The sequence below is a fragment of the Pseudosulfitobacter sp. SM2401 genome, assembly GCF_042932805.1.
In the GTDB taxonomy this organism is placed as follows: Bacteria; Pseudomonadota; Alphaproteobacteria; order Rhodobacterales; family Rhodobacteraceae; genus Ascidiaceihabitans.
This window is the reverse complement of the sequence record NZ_CP170633.1, coordinates 3729313-3748151: the sequence shown is the minus strand read 5'-3', so window position 1 is coordinate 3748151 and position 18839 is coordinate 3729313. Positions and strand designations below refer to the sequence as shown.

Here is an 18839-nt window from a genome sequence, read left to right as displayed (position 1 = left end):
GGCAATGCCAACGCCTAGAGGGACACCGAAAAAACACAAGAAAACAAACAGAACCTGCAATGGATGTAAGTCCCGCACTAAGGCTCGCCAAAAGTCCTGAAAAATGCAAACTATGTTGAGTCTGCCTTTCATCCGAGCATCGTTGCAAAATCAGCTATATGACGTGTTGTCTCATCAGAAACACTCTTCAAAGTTGGGTGATTATTTGCGTCTAGGACCAAGTCGTCCGTTAGATCAATGACACCTGCGGTGCTTGCAACCCCCACCACACCGATCTTCTTAAATGACGATCCAACTTTGACATTTGCATAAGCACCTGAAAATTCCATATCCCCGATCTCCATATGGCCGCCGATCTTATCATTGAGGTCCTTCAACTTACCGAAGTTTCCATTCCCTCTAGCTCTTAAGAAAAGCTCAACATCCATTTTGGTATCTGAATCCGATGGCCGTAGAGCCTTGTCAACAATATTTTGGTCAGTATTTTTCTTAACCAACTGAACAGAACGAACAACTTTGTTACCATATAATTTAACGTCGTTCGGCATCACTTTCTTCATCGTTAATTGCCAATCTTTGTACATCATCCCGTGAGTATTGATCATTGCACGATTTACGATATCCACACAGGAAAGCCCGCCAAAAGATTGAAGACCTACAAGACCATACGTTTTACCGTCGGCTAGCCAAAATCGATAGTATAGTGGGATCATGTCTGCTTGATCTATCGTACGGGTATGTTCAATAACGCCGGAGTTTTTGTCCTCTACTTGCGACCCATACCCGTATTTACCGTATCTCACTAGACCATGAGCGCTGTTTATGAAATTAGCACTAGGCTCAAATCGGACAATTTTCGTTTCTCCATCATCCAACGGCTTTTTTGAAAAGGCAAAACAACAGTCCCGAATGAAACTAAGAATATCGGCTGGGCCTTTGTCGGATGTTAGAATTTGCGATTTGTGATTGTGATAAACTTGGACTTTATAAATCCGCAGACCGATTTGCATTCTAGATTTCTCTACCATTATTACTCTGAAACACTGCAACTCAAGGGAGATGAATGCAAGGATTGATTGAATCCATCAAAGACAAGGACTCCAACTTTCACTGCGTCTGCACAGTACAATCTGAGACTCTATACGTAACTTATGCTCAACTTTTCCTATAAATTTAGCCGGTCTGCCGTCAACCTAACAAAACTGTCAGATGTCAGTTCCAAGCCCACTTCTACCAATGCTGCGCTATGCACGAACGATTGCTTTTCAAAGCCCAACCAAAACGCGGAAAAATTAAAGTGGGTTTTGCCAAGGGTTTGCATCATATGATTTACACACCATTCTCGTGAAGAGAATGACTCGACCAACGGATAGGAAACCATAATGGTTAGAGAAGTGATTAACGACAGAGTTTGTATCGTTTTGTCCCACAGCAAAACGAAAGACGAGGCTGACACGGCGAAAGCGTTGAGCTTGTCGCTTGCGGAGAACGGGGTCGCTGTGGGCAACGCGATGATGACAAAGGATAGCTCCGGATCAGCATCTGTTATGGAGCACCTGCTCTGGTTTGTGACGCATCCTCAAACGGTGACCGCTGGCGCAACAGTTTTCACGGGAAGCGTTCTCCTGTTGGTCGAAAAATGGCTCAACGGTGATCGAAACAGATCTCTGAAAATTGAGTACGATGACTACAAGATCGAAGCGAAAACCATTGAAGATCTGAAAGAGGCTGTGAAGCTTTTACCACCGCCAAGCACAGCCCAAATACTTGAAGATGGTGATATGATGTCAAGTGGAGAAGTGATCAGCAAAGATGATCGTGCGGAATAAGCAGAGGGCCTGACTATTTCTGGACAGCCTCAACTGAAGCGCCCCGAAACGAGCATTAACGAAGATGCATCTGAAACTCGCTTCCTCCGCAGAGCCGTCACGGGACCAGCAATTCCAATGCCTGCTAAGTTCGGGGAGCGGTCGTTGGACGACAAATGCATCAAGGTCCGGTTGGGGCCGATAGCGATAAAGGAACAGGCCCTCTCGTAAATCCGACGCCAAGAACATAGTTGGATTTGAAGTCTAGTGTTGGGTGGTGAGATGCGGTCATACTATCGTACGAAATTGAACAAGTTGCTTGAAGCCGCTGGAAATGAAGAATTCATACAGTTGCTTTGGGCAACGCGGATGCTCCAAACTGACACACCAGACGTTGCCCGTAAGTACTTTGATCCAAGCACCATACCGGACGGCGCTATCGGTGCTGAGTTTTCAAACAGGCTATCTATCAAGCAATGGGAGATTGAAACGCTTGCCAATGAATTGATGACAGTCCCGAAAGCGAAGCTAAGGAAATCGGGTAAGGTACGTACTTTGCGTTGGGACCACTTCCAGTCGTCACTTAGTTGTGCCAACTGGCTCAGGGATCTTGAAAACGCAGAATTCTGTATTCAGAAAAGCCAACAAGACATCTTCATCGAAATGGGTCGGATAGCCGCTCGGCAGTTCGACTGGCAACGTGGTTTTGTAAATATACCTCAATTTTACCGAAATGCTTACGTCTATGGGCAAGGGGAGTGTGCCAGCTATTTTGAAAAAACCCATGGAATTTCTCTAAACCGGTTCTCTCAAATCGGCTTCATGCTGTTTGTCTGTCTGATGAATTTTCCTGTCATCCGAGACAATGCCACCTGGGCCACGCTAGACGTGAAGTGGGAGGAAGTAGAAAAAGTTCTTGCTCTGATTGCCTTACCTTATCCGAATGCAGCAAAGCTAGCGCGAGAGAGGCGGCGTAAGGTCATTCATACCGCTGACAAACCAAGTATATTGCGCCAAGCACCTTGCCTACGTTTCGGAAAGAATGGTGAAAGGGTCCGCGCACCCTTACCTGAGTTGATCCTTGAACGCGTTACGTCTGGTGTGTTCTACGATGTCGTCGGTGGTGGCGGCGCTATCAGAGACGACTACGGGCGACGTTTTGAAGATTATTGTTTTCGATACCTTTCTGAAACTCTTGCTGGACCAGAATGGGAGCGTGAATTCAGTTATAAAAAGAAGCCGCAATCCTTTGCTTCCCCCGACATTCTCTGCATGGTCGATGGGGATATAGATATTGCAGTAGAATGTAAGGCCACGAGAATGTCCCAAGAAGCCATGTTCGGCAAAGACCCCATGGCTGCGAGAGGCTACGAAGATATGACCAAGGCTGTATTTCAGCTTTGGCGATTTTTCTCGCACTGTCGTCGTGGTTTCACGGGGCGCGGGGTCAGAGATGATGCTGTCGGGGTCGTGTTGACGTTGAATAACTGGCTTGAGATGGCAGAGTCACTACGGCGAAAGGTGTTAGAGGACGCCAAAGATATGGCAGATCAGAAAGACCCACAAATCATGGCAGTTGATCGCAGGCCGATTACATTTGTCGCGGCTCCAGAACTTGAAAGAGTGCTTTCAGTTGCCACCCACACCAGCTTCAAAGCAGCTTTGATTGAGTCCAACTCGGACGAGAAAATAGGCTGGCGGTTGGATACGATGTTTCGCAATGCAAATGGTGATGATCTGCCCGAAAAGCGCGGTTATCTTTATGCTGATGACTTAGGGCGTCTGCTACCGTGGTGGGATGATCGCCCAAAACGCAGTTAGGGTACACGCAAAACGCTACACAAGCGGATTAGAATACGCTACGCGTCAATGCCTGTTTTGGGGAATGCGTCCAACTAAGTCACTTTTGATTGCGGAAGAAGTCTAAGACAGCGACACAGCAAAAACTCATCAGAACAGCCTACGTCAATAGGTTGCTGCAAAGAAGCTGAGATGTGGTTTCGGCGTTACACAGGTTGGCTGTCAAAATCGGGTTACTATAAGCTTTCGGATTTCAAAGGCAAAAATTCACCCAAGCAAAATCTGCCTAAGTAACTGATTTAAAACAAAAAATGGTGAGCCCGTCCGGGTTCGAACCGGAGACCTACTGATTAAAAGTCAGTTGCTCTACCAACTGAGCTACAGGCCCACTGCGTCGCTAAGTAGAAAGAGTCGGCGGGGGGGTCAAGCCCTTATTATCAACTTTATTTCTCTTGCTCTGGATTCACTCCGGCGGGGGCGTTATATGCCCGAAATGACCCATTCAGCCCCTCTCTCTTTGCCCTTCATGAAAATGCACGGGCTCGGCAACGATTTTGTTGTCATGGACGCACGGACGCAAGCGTTCGAGATGTCTGAATCACTCGCCAAGGCGCTGGCTGATCGGCGTTGTGGTGTTGGCTTTGACCAGCTGGCAGTGATCAGCGACGGGGCCGAGGACGCACATCTGACGTTTTACAATTCTGATGGTTCGACTTCGGCGGCCTGCGGAAATGCGACCCGTTGCATTGCGCGATTTTTGATGGACGGTAGTGGTGCGAAAACGCTAACGCTGACCACTGATCGCGGTGCCCTGCACGCGGTTGATCAGGGCGACGGCATCACGTCGGTCAACATGGGGCATCCGCAGCTAGACTGGGCGGACGTGCCGCTGGCCAGTGCGATGGACACCCTAGAATTGCCAATCGACGGCGCACCGACGGCCACCGGCATGGGCAACCCGCACTGCACGTTTTTCGTGGATGATGTCGCAGCGATTGATCTGGCTGTGCGCGGATCCGAGCTCGAACATCACCCGCTCTATCCAGATCGCACAAACGTGCAGTTCGCGCAAATCGTTGGCCCCGATCACATCCGCATGCGTGTGTGGGAACGTGGCGTTGGCATCACGCTGGCGTCTGGGTCTTCGTCCTGCGCCACTGCCGTTGCGGCGGCCAGACGGGGCCTGACGGGCCGCTCTGTGCGCATTGATCTGGACGGTGGCACGTTGCACGTTGACTGGCGCGAAGATGGCGTTTGGATGACAGGTGCTACGATGCACGTATTTTCTGGCAAGCTGACGCAAAGCTTTATGGACAGCCTGTCATGAGCGCGCCCAAATTTTCAAATCACGGCTGTCGGTTAAACATGTACGAAACCGAAGCGATGAAGGAATTGGCCGAACAAGCCGGTCTCACGAACGCGGTGATTGTGAACACATGTGCCGTGACGGCCGAGGCTGTGCGCAAAGCCCGCCAGGACATTCGCAAACTGCGTCGCGAAAACCCGGACGCTCGATTGATCGTGACCGGATGTGCCGCGCAAACCGAGCCCGCAACCTTCACCGCGATGGACGAAGTCGACGCCGTGATCGGCAACACCGAAAAAATGCAGGGCGATACGTGGCAAGGTCTGGCGGCTGACTTCATCGGCGACAGTGAGGCCGTACAGGTCAACGACATCATGTCCGTCACCGAAACCGCAGGGCATTTGATCGACGGGTTTGGCACGCGGTCACGTGCCTACGTGCAGGTTCAGAACGGCTGCGATCACCGCTGCACGTTTTGCATCATTCCATACGGTCGCGGCAATTCACGGTCCGTGCCTGCGGGCGTTGTGGTCGACCAGATCAAGCGGCTCGTCGACAAGGGCTACAACGAAGTCGTGCTGACCGGTGTGGACATGACCAGCTGGGGCGGCGATTTACCATCGGCTCCGAAACTTGGTGATCTGGTCATGCGCATCTTGCGCTTGGTGCCCGATTTGCCGCGCCTGCGGATCAGTTCGATCGACAGCATCGAGGTGGATGAAAACCTGATGCAGGCCATCGCGACCGAACCCCGCCTGATGCCGCACTTGCACCTTTCGCTACAGCACGGCGACGACATGATCCTGAAACGGATGAAGCGACGGCATCTGCGCGACGACGCGATCCGTTTTGCCGAAGATGCGAAAAAACTGCGACCAGACATGACATTCGGGGCTGACATCATCGCAGGCTTCCCAACCGAGACCGAAGCAATGTTCGCAAACTCGCTGGCGTTGGTCAAAGACTGCGATCTGACCTGGCTACACGTGTTTCCCTACTCGCCGCGCCCTGGCACACCTGCCGCACGCATGCCGCAAGTGAACGGCAAAGCGATCAAGGCACGCGCCGCCACTTTGCGCGCAGCAGGGCAAATGCAGGTCGCAGCGCATCTGCAATCACAGATCGGACGCACGCATCAGGTCTTGATGGAGAACGCCCACATGGGCCGCACAGAGCAGTTCACAGAAGTGACGTTTGAAGTCCCCCAGACCGAGGGACAGATCGTGTCGACGCAAATTGTCGGCGTTGACGGCACTCAGCTGCGCGCCTGAAACGAACTTAGGCTTTGCTGAATTCGATCAGGTCCCACAGGTTGCCGTAAAGGTCAGCAAACACCGCCACTGTTCCATAAGGTTCAGTTTTTGGGGCCCGTACAAATTTCACACCCTTGCTTTGGTATGCAGCATAGTCGCGTTCAAAATTATCGGTTTGCAAAAATAGCGCGACACGGCCACCCGTCTGATCACCGACGCGGTCCGATTGTTCTGCGTTAGAGGCTTTGGCCAACAAAACCGATGCATCGCCACCGCCTTTGGGTTTGACAACAACCCACCGTTTGTCCTGCTCGGGCTGGTAGGTGTCATCGATCAGATCAAAGCCTAGCACATCCGTATAAAACGCGATTGCATCGTCATAATTTGACACGACCAAAGTGATTAGAGCGAGCGATTGTTTCATCTTGATCTCAGACCTGTTTCAAAAAAATAAAGCCCCGCGCTGTTTCCAGTGCGGGGCTATTTCGCGGAAAGGCGTTTGCCCTTAGTGCTTTTTCTTTTTGTGCGGTGCCCAAAGGCGCTTGTTCGTCAGGTACAGCAGCACCGACAATAGCGTCAGCAGCAGTACACCAACAAAACCAGCTTGTTTGCGCGCTTGCAGCTTTGGCTCAGCCGCCCACATCAAAAACGCCGCAACGTCTTCGGATTCGTGGTGCAGGCTGTTGGAATGGCCGTCTGCATAATCAACATCTTCGCCGTACAAAGGTTGGCCCATCGCAATCCAGCTGCCCGGATACTTGTGATGACCGTCTTCGTCCATGCACTCTGCCGGATAGCCGCCAGATGTGAAGTATTTGTTGTACGAGCCGTCCATGTCGTCCGGTGTGCACGACGGTGCATCGACGTAGCCCTGCATCAGTGCCGCGATGTATTCTGCGCCGCCTGTGCCCTTCATCAACTGGTTGATGCCAAGACCGTAAGGGCCGTGGAACGCTGCACGTGATTTCGCCATCAAAGACAAATCAGGGGCCGCGTTGGCATTGTTGATCGGAAAGCTATCGGCCGGTGTCAGGGCGCGATATTCTTCGGTTTCCAGATCAAACAGCTGCGGGTTTGCCAGCTCGTCGTTGACGCTGAACTGATCGGCATAGGCGCGAACCTGATCAGCAGGAAGGTGTGGACCACCCTCATCGCCGAGCGTGCGGATCGGCACATATTTCAGACCGTGACACGCCGCGCAAACCTCTGTGTAGATTTGCAGACCGCGTTGCAGTTGGTTCTGATCGTAGGTGCCAAAGGGGCCGTCAAACGAGAAATCGATGTTCTCGATATGCGCGCCTTCGCCTGCTGCCATAGCGCCTGTTGCAAACGTAATCGCTGCAACAGTGCTGATTGCGAGTTTCTTAAACATACGCATTTCCTCTTATTCCGCTGGCTGTTTGTCAGCGTCGCTACCGTAGTGGGCAGCAAAGTCATCTTCGATGGTCGCAGGCGGTGTATCCGGTTTCTCGATCACGCCAAGCAGCGGCAAGATAACCAAGAAGTATGCGAACCAATAGGCCGACGCGATCAAAGAGAACGACGCATAGGGTTCTTCTGCAGGCATCGCACCCAGCCACATCAGGGCAAAGAAATCGATGACCAGCAGTGCAAACCACCACTTGAACATTGGACGGAACCGACCAGAGCGGACCGACGATGTATCAAGCCATGGCACCAGCGCCATAACCGCGATCGCACCAAACATCGCCAGAACTCCAAAGAACTTGGCTGTAACGATACCACCGGTCACGAATGTCGCGATTTGCACAACCCATACTTCGGCCGTAAAGGCGCGCAGGATGGCGTAGAATGGCAAGAAGTACCACTCAGGCACAATGTGTGCAGGCGTCGAAAGCGGGTTCGCTTCGATGTAGTTGTCCGGGTGACCAAGGTAGTTCGGCATAAAGCCGACGATGGCAAAGAACACAGCCAGAATAACCGCCAACGCGAACAAGTCTTTGATCACGAAATACGGCCAGAACGGCAGCGTGTCTTTTTCAGCTTCTTCCTTGGATCCGCGACGCACTTCAACACCGGTTGGGTTGTTGTTGCCTGTCGTGTGGAACGCCCAGATGTGCACGATCACCAGACCGGCAATCACGAACGGCAGAAGATAGTGCAAGCTAAAGAAACGGTTCAGCGTTGCGTTATCAACAGCAGGTCCGCCCAGCAGGAAGGTTTGCAGCGTGTCACCGATGAACGGGATCGCACCGAACAAACCAGTGATAACAGTCGCGCCCCAGAATGACATTTGACCCCAAGGCAAAACGTAACCCATGAAACCAGTCGCCATCATCAGCAAGTAGATCAACATGCCGATGATCCACGTGACTTCGCGTGGGGATTTGTAAGAACCGTAGTACAGGCCGCGGAAAATGTGGGCGTAAACGGCCACAAAGAACAACGACGCGCCGTTGGCATGCAAGTACCGCAGCATGTAGCCGCCGTTTACGTTGCGTGTGATGTGTTCAACAGACGCAAACGCATTGTCGACATGCGGTGTGTAGTGCATCGCTAAAACGATGCCAGTCACGATTTGCAGCGCCAGACAGAACGTCAAAACGATGCCCCAGATCCACATCCAGTTCAGGTTTTTCGGCGTTGGTGCCGTCAATGTTGTGTACATCAAACCAACGATAGGCAAACGGCTGTCTAGCCACTTTTCGCCCTTGGTTTTTGGTTCGTAATGGTCGTGAGGAATTCCACCCATTGCGTCTCTCCCTTAACCGAGTTTGATCGTGGCGTCGTCCACGAAGACGGCCGGTGGAACCGGCAAGTTTTCAGGTGCTGGACCTTTGCGGATACGACCGGCTGTGTCGTAGTGCGACCCGTGGCATGGGCAGAACCAGCCGCCAAAGTCGCCAGCGTCGCCCAAAGGCACACAGCCAAGGTGCGTACAAACGCCCATCATCACCAGCCATTCGCCATCTTCTGACAAAGACCGGTTCGCATCAGATGCGTCGGCTGCACCGATGTTGGCGTTGCGCGCGTCTGCGTCAGGCAGATCAGTCAGCGCAACGGCTGCTGCTTCAGCAATCTCGTCTTCGGTACGGCGGCGGATAAACACGGGCTTGCCCAGCCATTTGACCGTCAACTGCGTGCCTGGCTCAAGATCGCCAACATTGACGAAAATCGAGGCCAGCGCGCGTACGTCTGCGGATGGGTTCATTTGGTTGATCAGCGGCCAGACCGCAGCACCAGCGACCACTGCACCTGTGCCACCAGTGGCATAGAGCAGGAAATCCCGGCGGGTGCCTTCGTGTTCTTCTGAGTTAGACACGTGGGTTTCTCCAATTTTTCCAGCCCTGTGCGGGCCATTAGACACATTGAGTGCGTCAATAGCGCACCCTTGCTGGGCGCTGTTTAACGAGGCTGCACCGTTGCGTCCAGACACATCAGTGACGCATGTGGTCGCAGGCACCTATTAAGGCATGAAAAATACAACCTTAGTACCTATTTTGACCGTTTAACTGCGGTTTCGTGAAATCACATTTCTAAAATTGAAGGAACAAAGTTTTAGATGCCAGTGATTCTAGGCGGCATTTTGCGCTGGATTTGTCAGGCTGAACCCGTCAGGCATCCGAATGATCCGCGCCGAGCGCCCCACAAAGCTACCAGCGGCAACGCCTAGTACAGCACCACAGAGGTTTTGCGCGCCGTCAATGACCGCGCTGATAGGCCAAAGCCAACCGCAATACGTCATCGACATTCTGGCTAAGGGCGATTGATTTACTTTCGACATCCTGAACGCGAATCCAGTCGGCGTCTTGCGCATCATCCATCGCGCGGGGTGTTCCCGATTGGTAGTTGCACAGAACGGCAGCGAGCAGAAAATGAAACGCAATACCACCATCAGGATCATGCGTGATGATGTCGAGATTGGTCAGATAAGCAATCGACGTCGCAATCACCCCGGTTTCTTCATGCAGCTCGCGCGCAGCCGCATCCAATCCGGTCTCACCCAGCTCAACATGCCCGCCAGGAAAGCCCCACAAACCAGCGTCCGGTTCATTCTTGCGTTTCACCAGCAACACATGACCCTCGCGCAATACAACCGCGAGGGCCGCGACTTTGGGGCGATCCGTCATTGCGCGCCGTTATCCCCCGACAGGCGGCGCGGTCTGCACCATAACATCACGAGCTGCAAAATCAGCGTACCATGCAGCCAAGGCATCATTTCCGTGGCGCCATCCACGTGCGTCGTGGCGAAAATCCACGTACGACAGCGCGCATGCAACAGCGATTTGCCCCATGTCCAAAGGCCCGTTCAGATGACTCATCCAGCGGGTGTTCAGGGCCGCACAAGCGCCAGAAATTTTGGACCACTGCGCGTCTGTCCATTCTGGCCACTGCTTGTCCTCGGGACGCATGCGCGCCTCATAGGTGATCAACAGCGCTGCATCCAAAATACCGTCGCCTGTGGCTTCTAGCGTCATCGTATCCCAACGGCGCGCGCCGGCCGGGTACAATTTGTCGCCTCCGCGGGCATCAAGATACGCACAAATCACCCGACTGTCATACAGCGTCGGACCATCTGCGCGTTCTAACGCAGGAACCTTGGCCAATGGGTTCTTGGCGGGCAAACCATCTGCTGGGGCCAACGGCGACGTCTGCGCAGACAGCAATTCAACGTCACCCAACTGTCCGGTTTCATGCAACAAGATCATCACCTTGCGCACGTATGGCGATGTCGGGCTATAATACAATTTCATCTGGCGATCCTTTCACGATCATCGGGTTTTGCCGCGCCACTGCCCGGCAACATTACTATTTTGCAGTGCGCATGTGCATCGACAACGCGTCCGTGTTCACACCTAAATCATTCGCCTTGACACCATCGGCGGCGCGCAGGCGTACCTCATCGGTTTTATTCTGATTCAGCTTCCATGTGCCATCGACACCTGTGATTTTCATCCGGCACGGCACAATCTGGCGCATCATCTTGTCCATCACGTCGGGTGTCATCTTGTCCGTTGTCCAAGGCGGCTTTGGCGACAACAAATTCTCAAAATGCCCAGACTGACGGTCCAGCAGATCACGCAATTCATCTTGGGGCCGTAACTCTAGCTGACCGGACAAATGCACCGCCACATAATTCCAAGTCGGTACCTGATCATCAATCCCATACCAGTCAGGCGAAATATACCCATGCGGACCACTGATTGCGATGCTGGCAGACAGCGGCACCTTTAATGCCCGCGCAATCGGGTTTGAGCGCACCAAATGCAACTCAGCGAACACCCCGTCATCCGACAGTAAAAACGGCACATGGCTCAGCATCGGGGCCGCCTGCCCGTTCACCGCCAAAACCCCAAATCCGACTTCGCGTGCAAACGCGAGATTACGCGCAGCATCCGCATCGTGGTAAATCGGGTTCGGGTGCATGTTCTGATCCTCAAATACTCATTTTTGATATTGCGCACGCCCCGCCAAATTGGCAACGTGCAATCATTCTCAGGGCGGGGCGCAATTCCCCACCGGCGGTATGTGGACCAGATCCACGAGCCCGCGAGCGCTTGTGCCCCTCTTGCGAGGGACGCAGGGTCTAGCAGATCAGGTGAGATGCCTGAGCCGACGGTCATAGTCCGGATGAAAGAGAATGTGCGAGGCTGCCCTTTAGGGGGCAGTAAACGCATGTAATCGCCTTGGGTGCAGTGTCGAACCAACAAGGAGATTACCGATGACACACACCCTTACGACCGCGACCAGATACGCTTTTGTCAAAGCGCAATGGCACGCTGATATTGTCGACCGTGCACTAGACGGTTTTGCCGAAATCATCCCCATGGATCAGATCGATGTCATCGATGTGCCGGGTGCATTCGAAATGCCATTGATTGCACGTGACCTTGCACAGACCGGAAAATACGCCGCCGTAATTTGCGCTGCATTTGTCGTCGACGGCGGAATTTACCGGCACGATTTTGTGGCCTCAGCCGTGGTTGACGGGCTGATGCGTGCCAGCATGGATTCCGGCGTGCCAGTCTTGTCGGTTTCGCTCACGCCGCATCACTACCAAGAGACAGATCACCACAACACGATTTACCGCGAACACTTTGTCACCAAGGGACGCGAAGCAGCGGGTGCTGCGCTAAGCATCGTTAAAGCACGCGCAACACTAGCCTAAATACGCCTTTAAGGCTGGCGGCGGATTGTCCAACAATTCTGCCGTCACCACGGGCGCGTGTGCAACGCCGTCTGCGACAAAAATCACTGTGTCTGCAATGCGCCGCGCGTCTTCGGGTGCGTGTGTGACCATCAGCACCCCTGCCCCGGTTTCTGTCGCAACTTCGGCAACTAAATCCAGCATTTCTGCGCGCAAGGCGGGGCCAAGCGCTGCAAAAGGTTCATCCAAAATCATCCACGGTTTCGATTGGACCAGCGCGCGTGCCAAGGCTGCACGGCTTTGTTGGCCGCCCGACAGCGCGCCAGGTTTGCGAGTACCAAACCCGTCCAATCCAACACGCGCCAACGCGTGCGCAACAACTTCATTTTCAGCAACGCTCAGCCGCATCGCGGGCCTGATCCCAAGGCCCACATTTTGCGCAATGCTGAGATGCGCAAACAAATTGTTGTCCTGAAACAAAATCGCCATGTCGCGTTCGGATGGCATCGATTTGGTGATGTCCGTGCCTTGCAAAGCAATGGTTCCAGCGGAAACGTCCACAAACCCGCAGATCGCATTGACTAACGTCGATTTGCCCGCCCCTGACGGCCCGATAACCGCAACGCGCTGCCCAGTTGAAATCGAGAAATCAGCGCTGAGGCGAAAGCCGTCTTGTTGGATTACAACATCAGTCAACGATAGCATTTCGACGCCCCCAATAATCCATAATCCAAAATAATCCCAACGCCAGAACCAGCAAAATCAATGCCGCACCGGATGCCGCTTCGGTCCGGTAGCTGCCCATCAACCGGTACATCTGCAACGGTAATGTTGCGCGGTCAGGGTCGGCAAACAAGGCGATGACGCCAAGATCCCCAACCGACAACGCAGCGGTCAGTCCCGCCGCAAATCCGATTTGGGACCGCCCGCGCGGGATCAATACCCACGCCCACAGGCGCATACCACCCAGTCCCAATCCCGCGCTCAGTCGCCCGTAAGCCTGCGCACTGTCGCGCAAGCTTGGCACCAGAATACGCAACGCAAACGGCAGCGCCATCATTGCGTTCACGATGATCGTCACAGTTAGCGCCCAGTCCGCCGGGTTCGCAAACGGATGGATCAAGATGAACCAGCCGGTTCCGATCATCAGCGGCGATGCGGCAAGGCCCAACAGCCCGACAGCCTCGACGCTGGTCCGCCGCGATGTCGCGATCCAGCCCGCCATCGGCAAGGCCAACGCCAGCAACACGATTGTCGACAACAACGCCACCCACGTCGACGTCCATGCCGAGGCCCAAACGCTTGGCGGAACATCTGCCAACCCACGCAAACCCGACACCAAAACCGCGCCCAAAGGTAAAATCAAAAAGGTCGCAGCAAGGCTAATAACAACTGCATCGCGAAGACGCGAAATACCCCCACGAACGTCCCAGCGTTTTTGCATCCGGTCCAGCCCGCCCCCCAAACCAACCGAAGGGATCAGCCACAGCGCGACAACGGCAGCGCCGCCTGCAATCCCAAGCTGCAAGATGCTTAGGTAGGCGGCACGACCGAGGTCAAAATCGAACCTGAAAGCTTGGTAGATCGCCAATTCAATCGTGGTGGCACGCGGCCCACCGCCAAGCGTCAGCGCCACCGCAAAACTGGTCAGGCAGATCACAAACACCAAGGCAAAAGCCCCCGGAATGATCCGCAAAATCAACGGCCATTCGATAAGCCCAAACACCATGCGCGGCGGCATGCCCAGTTGGGCGACCAGACGGAATCGCTCAGCCGGAATGGATTGCCAACCTTGCAGCAACAAGCGGGTCACCAAAGGTAGGTTGAAAAATACGTGGGCCAGGACAACGCCCTGGAGGCCATAGATCGACACCGATTGAAGCCCGATCAGACCCAGCGCATCATTCAGAATACCTGAGCGACCAAAGATCGCGAGCAAACCTAAAACCGCCACAATGACTGGCAGAATGAACGGTGCACCAAGCAGCGTGATCAGCAATCCCCGCCCCCAGAACTGGCGTCGCGCCAATGCTCTGGCCACAACGATCGCAAGCAAACATGAAAAGGTTGCAGACAAAAACGCCTGCCAAATTGTGAATCGCACAGCGGCCCAATCAGCTGGGCTAAGCACAAAGTCACTTGTTGCGCGGGACACAACAGCGCCCAGCGCAGACAGGATCAGCGCTGCGATCAGAACCGCAGCGCTGACACCCAATCGTGGGCTTATTTGGAAAGCGCTGCGAGCCATTCGGCCAGTGCTTTGTCGCGTGCGGCATCCGCTTCGTCAGCTGGAATCAGCAATGCTTTGGACGGCTGAACCAGAGTTTCAAAACCAGCAGGCAAACCGCCCGCAGGCGTCACTGCCGGGTACATCCAGTTGGTTGTCGGGATGATCGTTTGGAACGCCTCGGACACCATGAACGACAGGAATTGATCCGCCAGTTCCTGATTGTCAGAGGATTTCAGTTTGCCCGCAACTTCGATCTGCAAATAGTGACCTTCGTCGAATGTCGCCGCCGCCTTGGTCGCATCTTCTTCGGCGATCAGGTGATAAGCGGGCGAGGTCGTGTAGGACAGGACCATGTCGGCCTCGCCCTCTAGAAACAAGCCATACGCCTCGGACCAACCGGGGGTCACAGTGACGATGTTGTCGGCCAGATCAGCCCAAATTGCGTCAGCGTCATCGCCGTACGCCGCCTTGACCCACATCAGCAAACCCAGGCCGGGTGTGGACGAACGGGGGTCTTGGATAACGATCTTTTTGTCGCTGGCGGCGAGCTCTTTGAAGTTCGCAGGGGCAGCTTCATCAACGTTGTGAACAAACGCAAAATAACCCCAATCGTAGGGGGCAAATGTGTCGTCGTTCCACTCAACCGGCAGCGTGTAATCCGCTGTCACCGAATGGGTCGCGAACAGGCCTGTCGCCTTGGCCGCTGCGGTCAGGTTTGTGTCCAAACCTAGAACGACGTCAGCCTCGGAACGCGCGCCTTCCAGCTTGATCCGTGCGAGCAATGCCGCGCCGTCACCTGCGCCCACAAATTTCAGATCGCAGGCGCAAACCTCTTCGAATGCGGCCTCGACCGCGGGGCCAGGGCCCCAGTCAGAGACAAAACTATCGTAGGTGTAAACAGTCAATTCAGGCGTTTCGGCCATAGCCGATGTTGCAGTCAATACGCCCGCAGCAAGTGTAGAATACTTCATGGCATCCTCCTTTTGCGACGATAGGGAAAAGGAGGCTTTTGTGCCGTTACCTTCCCTCCGCCGGTGTTAGCCGGTTCAGGTTCAATGGGTCCGCACAGTGGCATCTCAGCTATTTAAAGCACCCCAAGGTAGCGCCTGCTTAGGGGGTCACCAGCGCACGCGCAAGGCAAAACCCCTTGAGGGGGCAAGCCGTCGCAGTTAGAACGCACCCAAAGGATACCGCACATGTCATACAACACCTTCGGCCATATGTTCCGCGTCACCACTTGGGGCGAAAGCCACGGACCCGCGATTGGGGCCACTGTTGATGGCTGCCCACCGAACGTGCCTGTGACGCCCGAGATGCTGCAGGTCTGGCTGGACATGCGCAAACCAGGTACCGGCAAGAACGTGACCCAGCGAAAAGAGGCAGACGCGGTCAAGATTCTGTCCGGTGTGTTTGAGGGCAAAACGACAGGCACGCCGATTCAGTTGTTGATCGAAAACACCGATCAGCGGTCCAAGGACTACGGTGATATCGTTGAAAAATTCCGGCCCGGTCACGCGGATATTTCGTACTGGATGAAATACGGCATTCGCGACTATCGCGGTGGCGGGCGGTCATCTGCGCGTGAAACAGCAAGCCGCGTTGCCGCAGGCGGGATCGCACGCGAGGCGATCAAACTGTTGGCTCCCGATCTGAAAATCACCGGCTACATGGTGCAGATGGGCGAAAAGCATCTGGACCGCACGACCTTCGATTGGGATGCAATTGACCAAAACCCGTTCTGGGTGCCTTCCCACGAATCCGCTAAAGAATGGGACACTTACTTAGACGGCATCCGCAAATCACAAAACTCGGTTGGGGCCGTAATCGAAGTCACCGCACGCAACGTGCCTGCCGGCCTCGGCGCACCGGTCTACGCAAAACTCGACACAGACCTCGCCGCAGCGATGATGTCGATCAATGCGGTTAAGGGTGTGGAAATCGGCGAAGGCATGGCAGCAGCAGCCCTTTTGGGTACCGAAAACGCCGACGAAATCCGTATGGGCAATGACGGACCACGATTTTCCGACAACCACGCAGGTGGCATCCTTGGCGGCATCTCAACCGGCCAAGACGTGGTGGTTAGGTTCGCCGTGAAACCAACGTCATCCATCACAACCCCGCGTAAAACAATCACAAAATCGGGCGAGGAAACTGACATCATCACCAAAGGGCGCCACGACCCCTGCGTCGGCATTCGCGCGGTTCCCGTGGGCGAAGCAATGATGGCCTGCGTGATTCTCGATCACATTCTGATGCACCGCGGCCAGCAGGGCGAAAACCAAGGATCCATCGGCTAGCCCCGCCTGTTCTGATCAAAAATACTCAAAAAAAATCAGCGGGCGCGAAACTATGGAAAAACCACACACAGAACACCGCCCCGGCCGCGCAATCGCGTTCAAACTGATCGCAGTGTTCTTGTTCATGTGCATGGCCGCGATGATCAAAGCAGCCATCCAAGATGTCCCCCCCGGCGAGGCCGTGTTTTTCCGTTCACTGTTCGCCATGCCCGTGATTTTCGTGTGGTTGTGGCAGCGCGGTGAAATTCGCGAAGGACTGGTTCCCAACAACTTCGTCGGACACGTTTGGCGCGGGCTGTTCGGCACCTCCGCGATGATCCTGACGTTCGGCGGGCTTGGCCTGATCCCCCTCCCCGAAGCGACCGCGATCGGCTACGCCACACCAATGTTCACCGTCATCCTCGCCGCGCTCATGCTGGGTGAAAAGATCCGCGTCTTTCGCCTGTCTGCCGTGGCACTTGGCCTGATCGGCGTCATAATCGTGATGGCCCCGCGCCTATCACTGGATGCCGAAACCATGACATCGGGGGCAAGCATTGGGGCGATGATGGTCCTTGGTGCCGCCTTGTTACGCGCGCTGGTGCAAATTCATGTGCGCAAGATGGTGGCCTCCGAACACACGGCTGCCATCGTGTTTTACTTTTCACTCACGGCGACAACTTTGTCGCTACTGACGATCCCGTTTGGCTGGGTCTGGCCGACTCAAAACGCGCTGATGCTGATGATCGGCGCAGGTCTTGTGGGCGGCGTTGCGCAAATTCTTGTCACCTCGTCCTACCGGTTTGGGGCCGCGTCTATGCTGGCCCCGTTTGACTATTCGTCGCTGATTTTCGCCGCGATCCTTGGGTACGTTTTCTTTGCCGAAGCGCCGACGCTTAACATGGCCTTGGGTGCGGGCCTGGTTGTTGCGGGCGGTGTCCTGATCATCTGGCGCGAACGGCAGTTGGGCATGGACCGCGCGAAATCTCGTGCCGCAACGGCACCAAAGGGCGAATAAACAACCCGTGCTAGAATGAATTCCAGTGCAGGGAATCACCTGAACGACGGGTGACCTGTCATTTTTATGGGAGGAACTTTTATGAAAATCAAACACTTAACCGGCCTAACATGCGTTCTAACGCTTGCCGCCAGCATTGCGACTGCTGAGTGCGCCTATTCGAAATGGGGTGCCGAAGACACCATCGGCTCCGCAAATCTTGTCACGCCTGAGCGCACGTTGATGGCGTCAAAATTGATCAAGCAGGGCAAATCCATGCCCCTCGGCATCACCATCGGATCCGACACGCCGGCCTTTCCGCCACGATCTTTGAACCTGCAAGTTGTGCAGCCCAACCAACAGGGCGGACAAAAACTGTCAGGCTTTGGATACGAGGGCAATTACAACGACGACATCTTGCAAACCTGGGTTGGAATCGGATCGCAACTGGATGGCCTCGGGCATCTGGGCGAAGGTGGGAAATACTACAATTGTCTGGATGAAAAAGAGATCAGCGTGATCACTGGTTTGACCAAACTGGGCACACACGACGTGCCTCCGTTGGTTGGGCGCGCGGTGATCCTCGACATGGCGAAACACTTTGGCGTCGACGTGATGGAGGCAGGTGCGCACTTCGGCTCTGACGACATCAAAGCCGCAGCCGAAGCACAAAATGTGACCATGGGCGAAGGTGACATCATCCTGTTCCACACCGGCTGGACCGATGGCAAATTCGAAAGCGACCCGACCGCGTGGGGATCCTCCGAACCGGGCCTGAACAACGAGGGCGCCGTATACATCGCATCGCTTAATCCGATGGCAGTGGGCGCGGACACTTGGGGGGTTGAACCGATCCCCGCACCCGAAGGCGACAAGATCTTTTATGGCCACGTCACCTTGCTCAAGGAAAACGGCATTTACATCTTAGAGACGATGAACACAGGCCCCGTCCTGCGTGACGGCGTGAACGAGTTCATGTTTGTGCTGGGTCAAGCCCGGATCAAAGGCACGGTGCAAGCGATGATCAACCCGGTCGCGTTGTACTAAAAAGCAAAGCGGC

19 protein-coding genes, 1 tRNA gene and 2 riboswitches are annotated in these 18839 nt (G+C 54.5%); of the genes, 8 read left to right on the top strand and 12 right to left on the bottom strand.

Going from position 1 to position 18839, the window contains the following annotated elements; all coding sequences use genetic code 11:
- Nucleotides 1–128: 128 nt before the first annotated feature.
- Nucleotides 129–1010: a hypothetical protein gene (locus ACFIO0_RS18375; RefSeq protein WP_390911850.1), complete on the bottom strand. Its 882-nt coding sequence runs from the start codon at nucleotides 1008–1010 to the stop codon at nucleotides 129–131.
- Between the two features lie 372 nt (nucleotides 1011–1382).
- Here ACFIO0_RS18375 and ACFIO0_RS18370 point away from each other — a divergent pair, with 372 nt between their 5' ends.
- Together ACFIO0_RS18370 and ACFIO0_RS18365 are read left to right on the top strand one after the other, a co-directional pair.
- On the top strand, nucleotides 1383–1829 hold the full coding sequence (locus tag ACFIO0_RS18370) for a hypothetical protein (protein WP_390911849.1): 447 nt from the start codon (nucleotides 1383–1385) through the stop codon (nucleotides 1827–1829).
- A 294-nt stretch (nucleotides 1830–2123) separates the two neighbouring features.
- Nucleotides 2124–3629: a hypothetical protein gene (locus tag ACFIO0_RS18365; RefSeq protein WP_390911848.1), complete on the top strand. Its 1506-nt coding sequence runs from the start codon at nucleotides 2124–2126 to the stop codon at nucleotides 3627–3629.
- Nucleotides 3630–3920: 291 nt separating this feature from the next.
- Here the strand turns inward: ACFIO0_RS18365 and ACFIO0_RS18360 are convergent.
- Nucleotides 3921–3996: transfer RNA gene (locus ACFIO0_RS18360), tRNA-Lys, on the bottom strand.
- Between the two features lie 96 nt (nucleotides 3997–4092).
- Between ACFIO0_RS18360 and dapF the strand changes: the two genes are divergently transcribed.
- Together dapF and mtaB are read left to right on the top strand one after the other, a co-directional pair.
- The gene (gene dapF / locus ACFIO0_RS18355) at nucleotides 4093–4935 is read left to right on the top strand and encodes a diaminopimelate epimerase (RefSeq protein WP_390911847.1); all 843 of its coding nucleotides are present in this window, start codon (nucleotides 4093–4095) and stop codon (nucleotides 4933–4935) included.
- On the top strand, nucleotides 4932–6185 hold the full coding sequence (mtaB, locus tag ACFIO0_RS18350) for a tRNA (N(6)-L-threonylcarbamoyladenosine(37)-C(2))-methylthiotransferase MtaB (protein ID WP_390911846.1): 1254 nt from the start codon (nucleotides 4932–4934) through the stop codon (nucleotides 6183–6185). Before dapF ends, mtaB begins: the two co-directional genes overlap by 4 nt.
- A 7-nt stretch (nucleotides 6186–6192) precedes the next feature.
- Here mtaB and ACFIO0_RS18345 read toward each other — a convergent pair whose 3' ends face one another.
- From ACFIO0_RS18345 to ACFIO0_RS18315, 7 genes are all read right to left on the bottom strand, one after another.
- The gene (locus tag ACFIO0_RS18345) at nucleotides 6193–6591 is read right to left on the bottom strand and encodes a VOC family protein (RefSeq protein ID WP_390911845.1); all 399 of its coding nucleotides are present in this window, start codon (nucleotides 6589–6591) and stop codon (nucleotides 6193–6195) included.
- 81 nt (nucleotides 6592–6672) lie between these two features.
- Nucleotides 6673–7545: a cytochrome c1 gene (locus ACFIO0_RS18340; RefSeq protein WP_390911844.1), complete on the bottom strand. Its 873-nt coding sequence runs from the start codon at nucleotides 7543–7545 to the stop codon at nucleotides 6673–6675.
- A 6-nt stretch (nucleotides 7546–7551) separates the two neighbouring features.
- On the bottom strand, nucleotides 7552–8880 hold the full coding sequence (gene petB / locus ACFIO0_RS18335; protein ID WP_390911843.1) for a cytochrome b: 1329 nt from the start codon (nucleotides 8878–8880) through the stop codon (nucleotides 7552–7554).
- 12 nt (nucleotides 8881–8892) lie between these two features.
- Nucleotides 8893–9450 (bottom strand): ubiquinol-cytochrome c reductase iron-sulfur subunit, encoded by a 558-nt coding sequence (gene petA, locus ACFIO0_RS18330; RefSeq protein ID WP_390911842.1) that lies wholly within the window; start codon nucleotides 9448–9450, stop codon nucleotides 8893–8895.
- A gap of 379 nt (nucleotides 9451–9829) precedes the next feature.
- The gene (locus tag ACFIO0_RS18325; protein WP_390911841.1) at nucleotides 9830–10258 is read right to left on the bottom strand and encodes an NUDIX domain-containing protein; all 429 of its coding nucleotides are present in this window, start codon (nucleotides 10256–10258) and stop codon (nucleotides 9830–9832) included.
- Between the two features lie 9 nt (nucleotides 10259–10267).
- Entirely contained in the window at nucleotides 10268–10882 is a 615-nt protein-coding gene (locus ACFIO0_RS18320; RefSeq protein WP_390911840.1) for a glutathione S-transferase N-terminal domain-containing protein, read from the bottom strand.
- 55 nt (nucleotides 10883–10937) lie between these two features.
- The gene (locus ACFIO0_RS18315; RefSeq protein WP_390911839.1) at nucleotides 10938–11555 is read right to left on the bottom strand and encodes an FMN-binding negative transcriptional regulator; all 618 of its coding nucleotides are present in this window, start codon (nucleotides 11553–11555) and stop codon (nucleotides 10938–10940) included.
- A gap of 61 nt (nucleotides 11556–11616) precedes the next feature.
- Nucleotides 11617–11775: riboswitch (FMN riboswitch) on the top strand.
- A 75-nt stretch (nucleotides 11776–11850) separates the two neighbouring features.
- Between ACFIO0_RS18315 and ACFIO0_RS18310 the strand changes: the two genes are divergently transcribed.
- Nucleotides 11851–12297 carry a 6,7-dimethyl-8-ribityllumazine synthase gene (locus tag ACFIO0_RS18310; protein WP_390911838.1) on the top strand — a complete coding sequence of 149 codons (447 nt, stop codon included), beginning with the start codon at nucleotides 11851–11853 and terminating at the stop codon, nucleotides 12295–12297.
- On the opposite strand, the gene ACFIO0_RS18305 is transcribed toward ACFIO0_RS18310, so the two are convergent.
- The 3 genes from ACFIO0_RS18305 to thiB are packed head-to-tail and all read right to left on the bottom strand — an operon-like array spanning nucleotide 12289 to nucleotide 15477.
- A complete protein-coding gene (locus ACFIO0_RS18305; RefSeq protein ID WP_390911837.1) occupies nucleotides 12289–12981 on the bottom strand; it encodes an ATP-binding cassette domain-containing protein in 693 nt (230 codons plus the stop codon). The two genes, ACFIO0_RS18310 and ACFIO0_RS18305, sit on opposite strands and share 9 nt — an antisense overlap.
- A complete protein-coding gene (locus ACFIO0_RS18300) occupies nucleotides 12965–14524 on the bottom strand; it encodes a thiamine/thiamine pyrophosphate ABC transporter permease ThiP (RefSeq protein WP_390911836.1) in 1560 nt (519 codons plus the stop codon). Before ACFIO0_RS18300 ends, ACFIO0_RS18305 begins: the two co-directional genes overlap by 17 nt.
- On the bottom strand, nucleotides 14500–15477 hold the full coding sequence (gene thiB / locus ACFIO0_RS18295) for a thiamine ABC transporter substrate binding subunit (RefSeq protein WP_390911835.1): 978 nt from the start codon (nucleotides 15475–15477) through the stop codon (nucleotides 14500–14502). The genes ACFIO0_RS18300 and thiB overlap by 25 nt, the downstream gene beginning before the upstream one ends.
- Before the next feature lie 35 nt (nucleotides 15478–15512).
- Nucleotides 15513–15613, bottom strand: a riboswitch (TPP riboswitch).
- 89 nt (nucleotides 15614–15702) lie between these two features.
- Here thiB and aroC point away from each other — a divergent pair.
- From aroC to ACFIO0_RS18280, 3 genes are all read left to right on the top strand, one after another.
- Nucleotides 15703–16803, top strand: coding sequence for a chorismate synthase (aroC, locus tag ACFIO0_RS18290; protein WP_390911834.1), 1101 nt, complete (start codon nucleotides 15703–15705; stop codon nucleotides 16801–16803).
- A gap of 52 nt (nucleotides 16804–16855) precedes the next feature.
- The gene (locus ACFIO0_RS18285; protein WP_390911833.1) at nucleotides 16856–17800 is read left to right on the top strand and encodes an EamA family transporter; all 945 of its coding nucleotides are present in this window, start codon (nucleotides 16856–16858) and stop codon (nucleotides 17798–17800) included.
- A gap of 81 nt (nucleotides 17801–17881) precedes the next feature.
- Nucleotides 17882–18826 (top strand): cyclase family protein, encoded by a 945-nt coding sequence (locus ACFIO0_RS18280; protein ID WP_390911832.1) that lies wholly within the window; start codon nucleotides 17882–17884, stop codon nucleotides 18824–18826.
- Nucleotides 18827–18839: the final 13 nt, after the last annotated feature.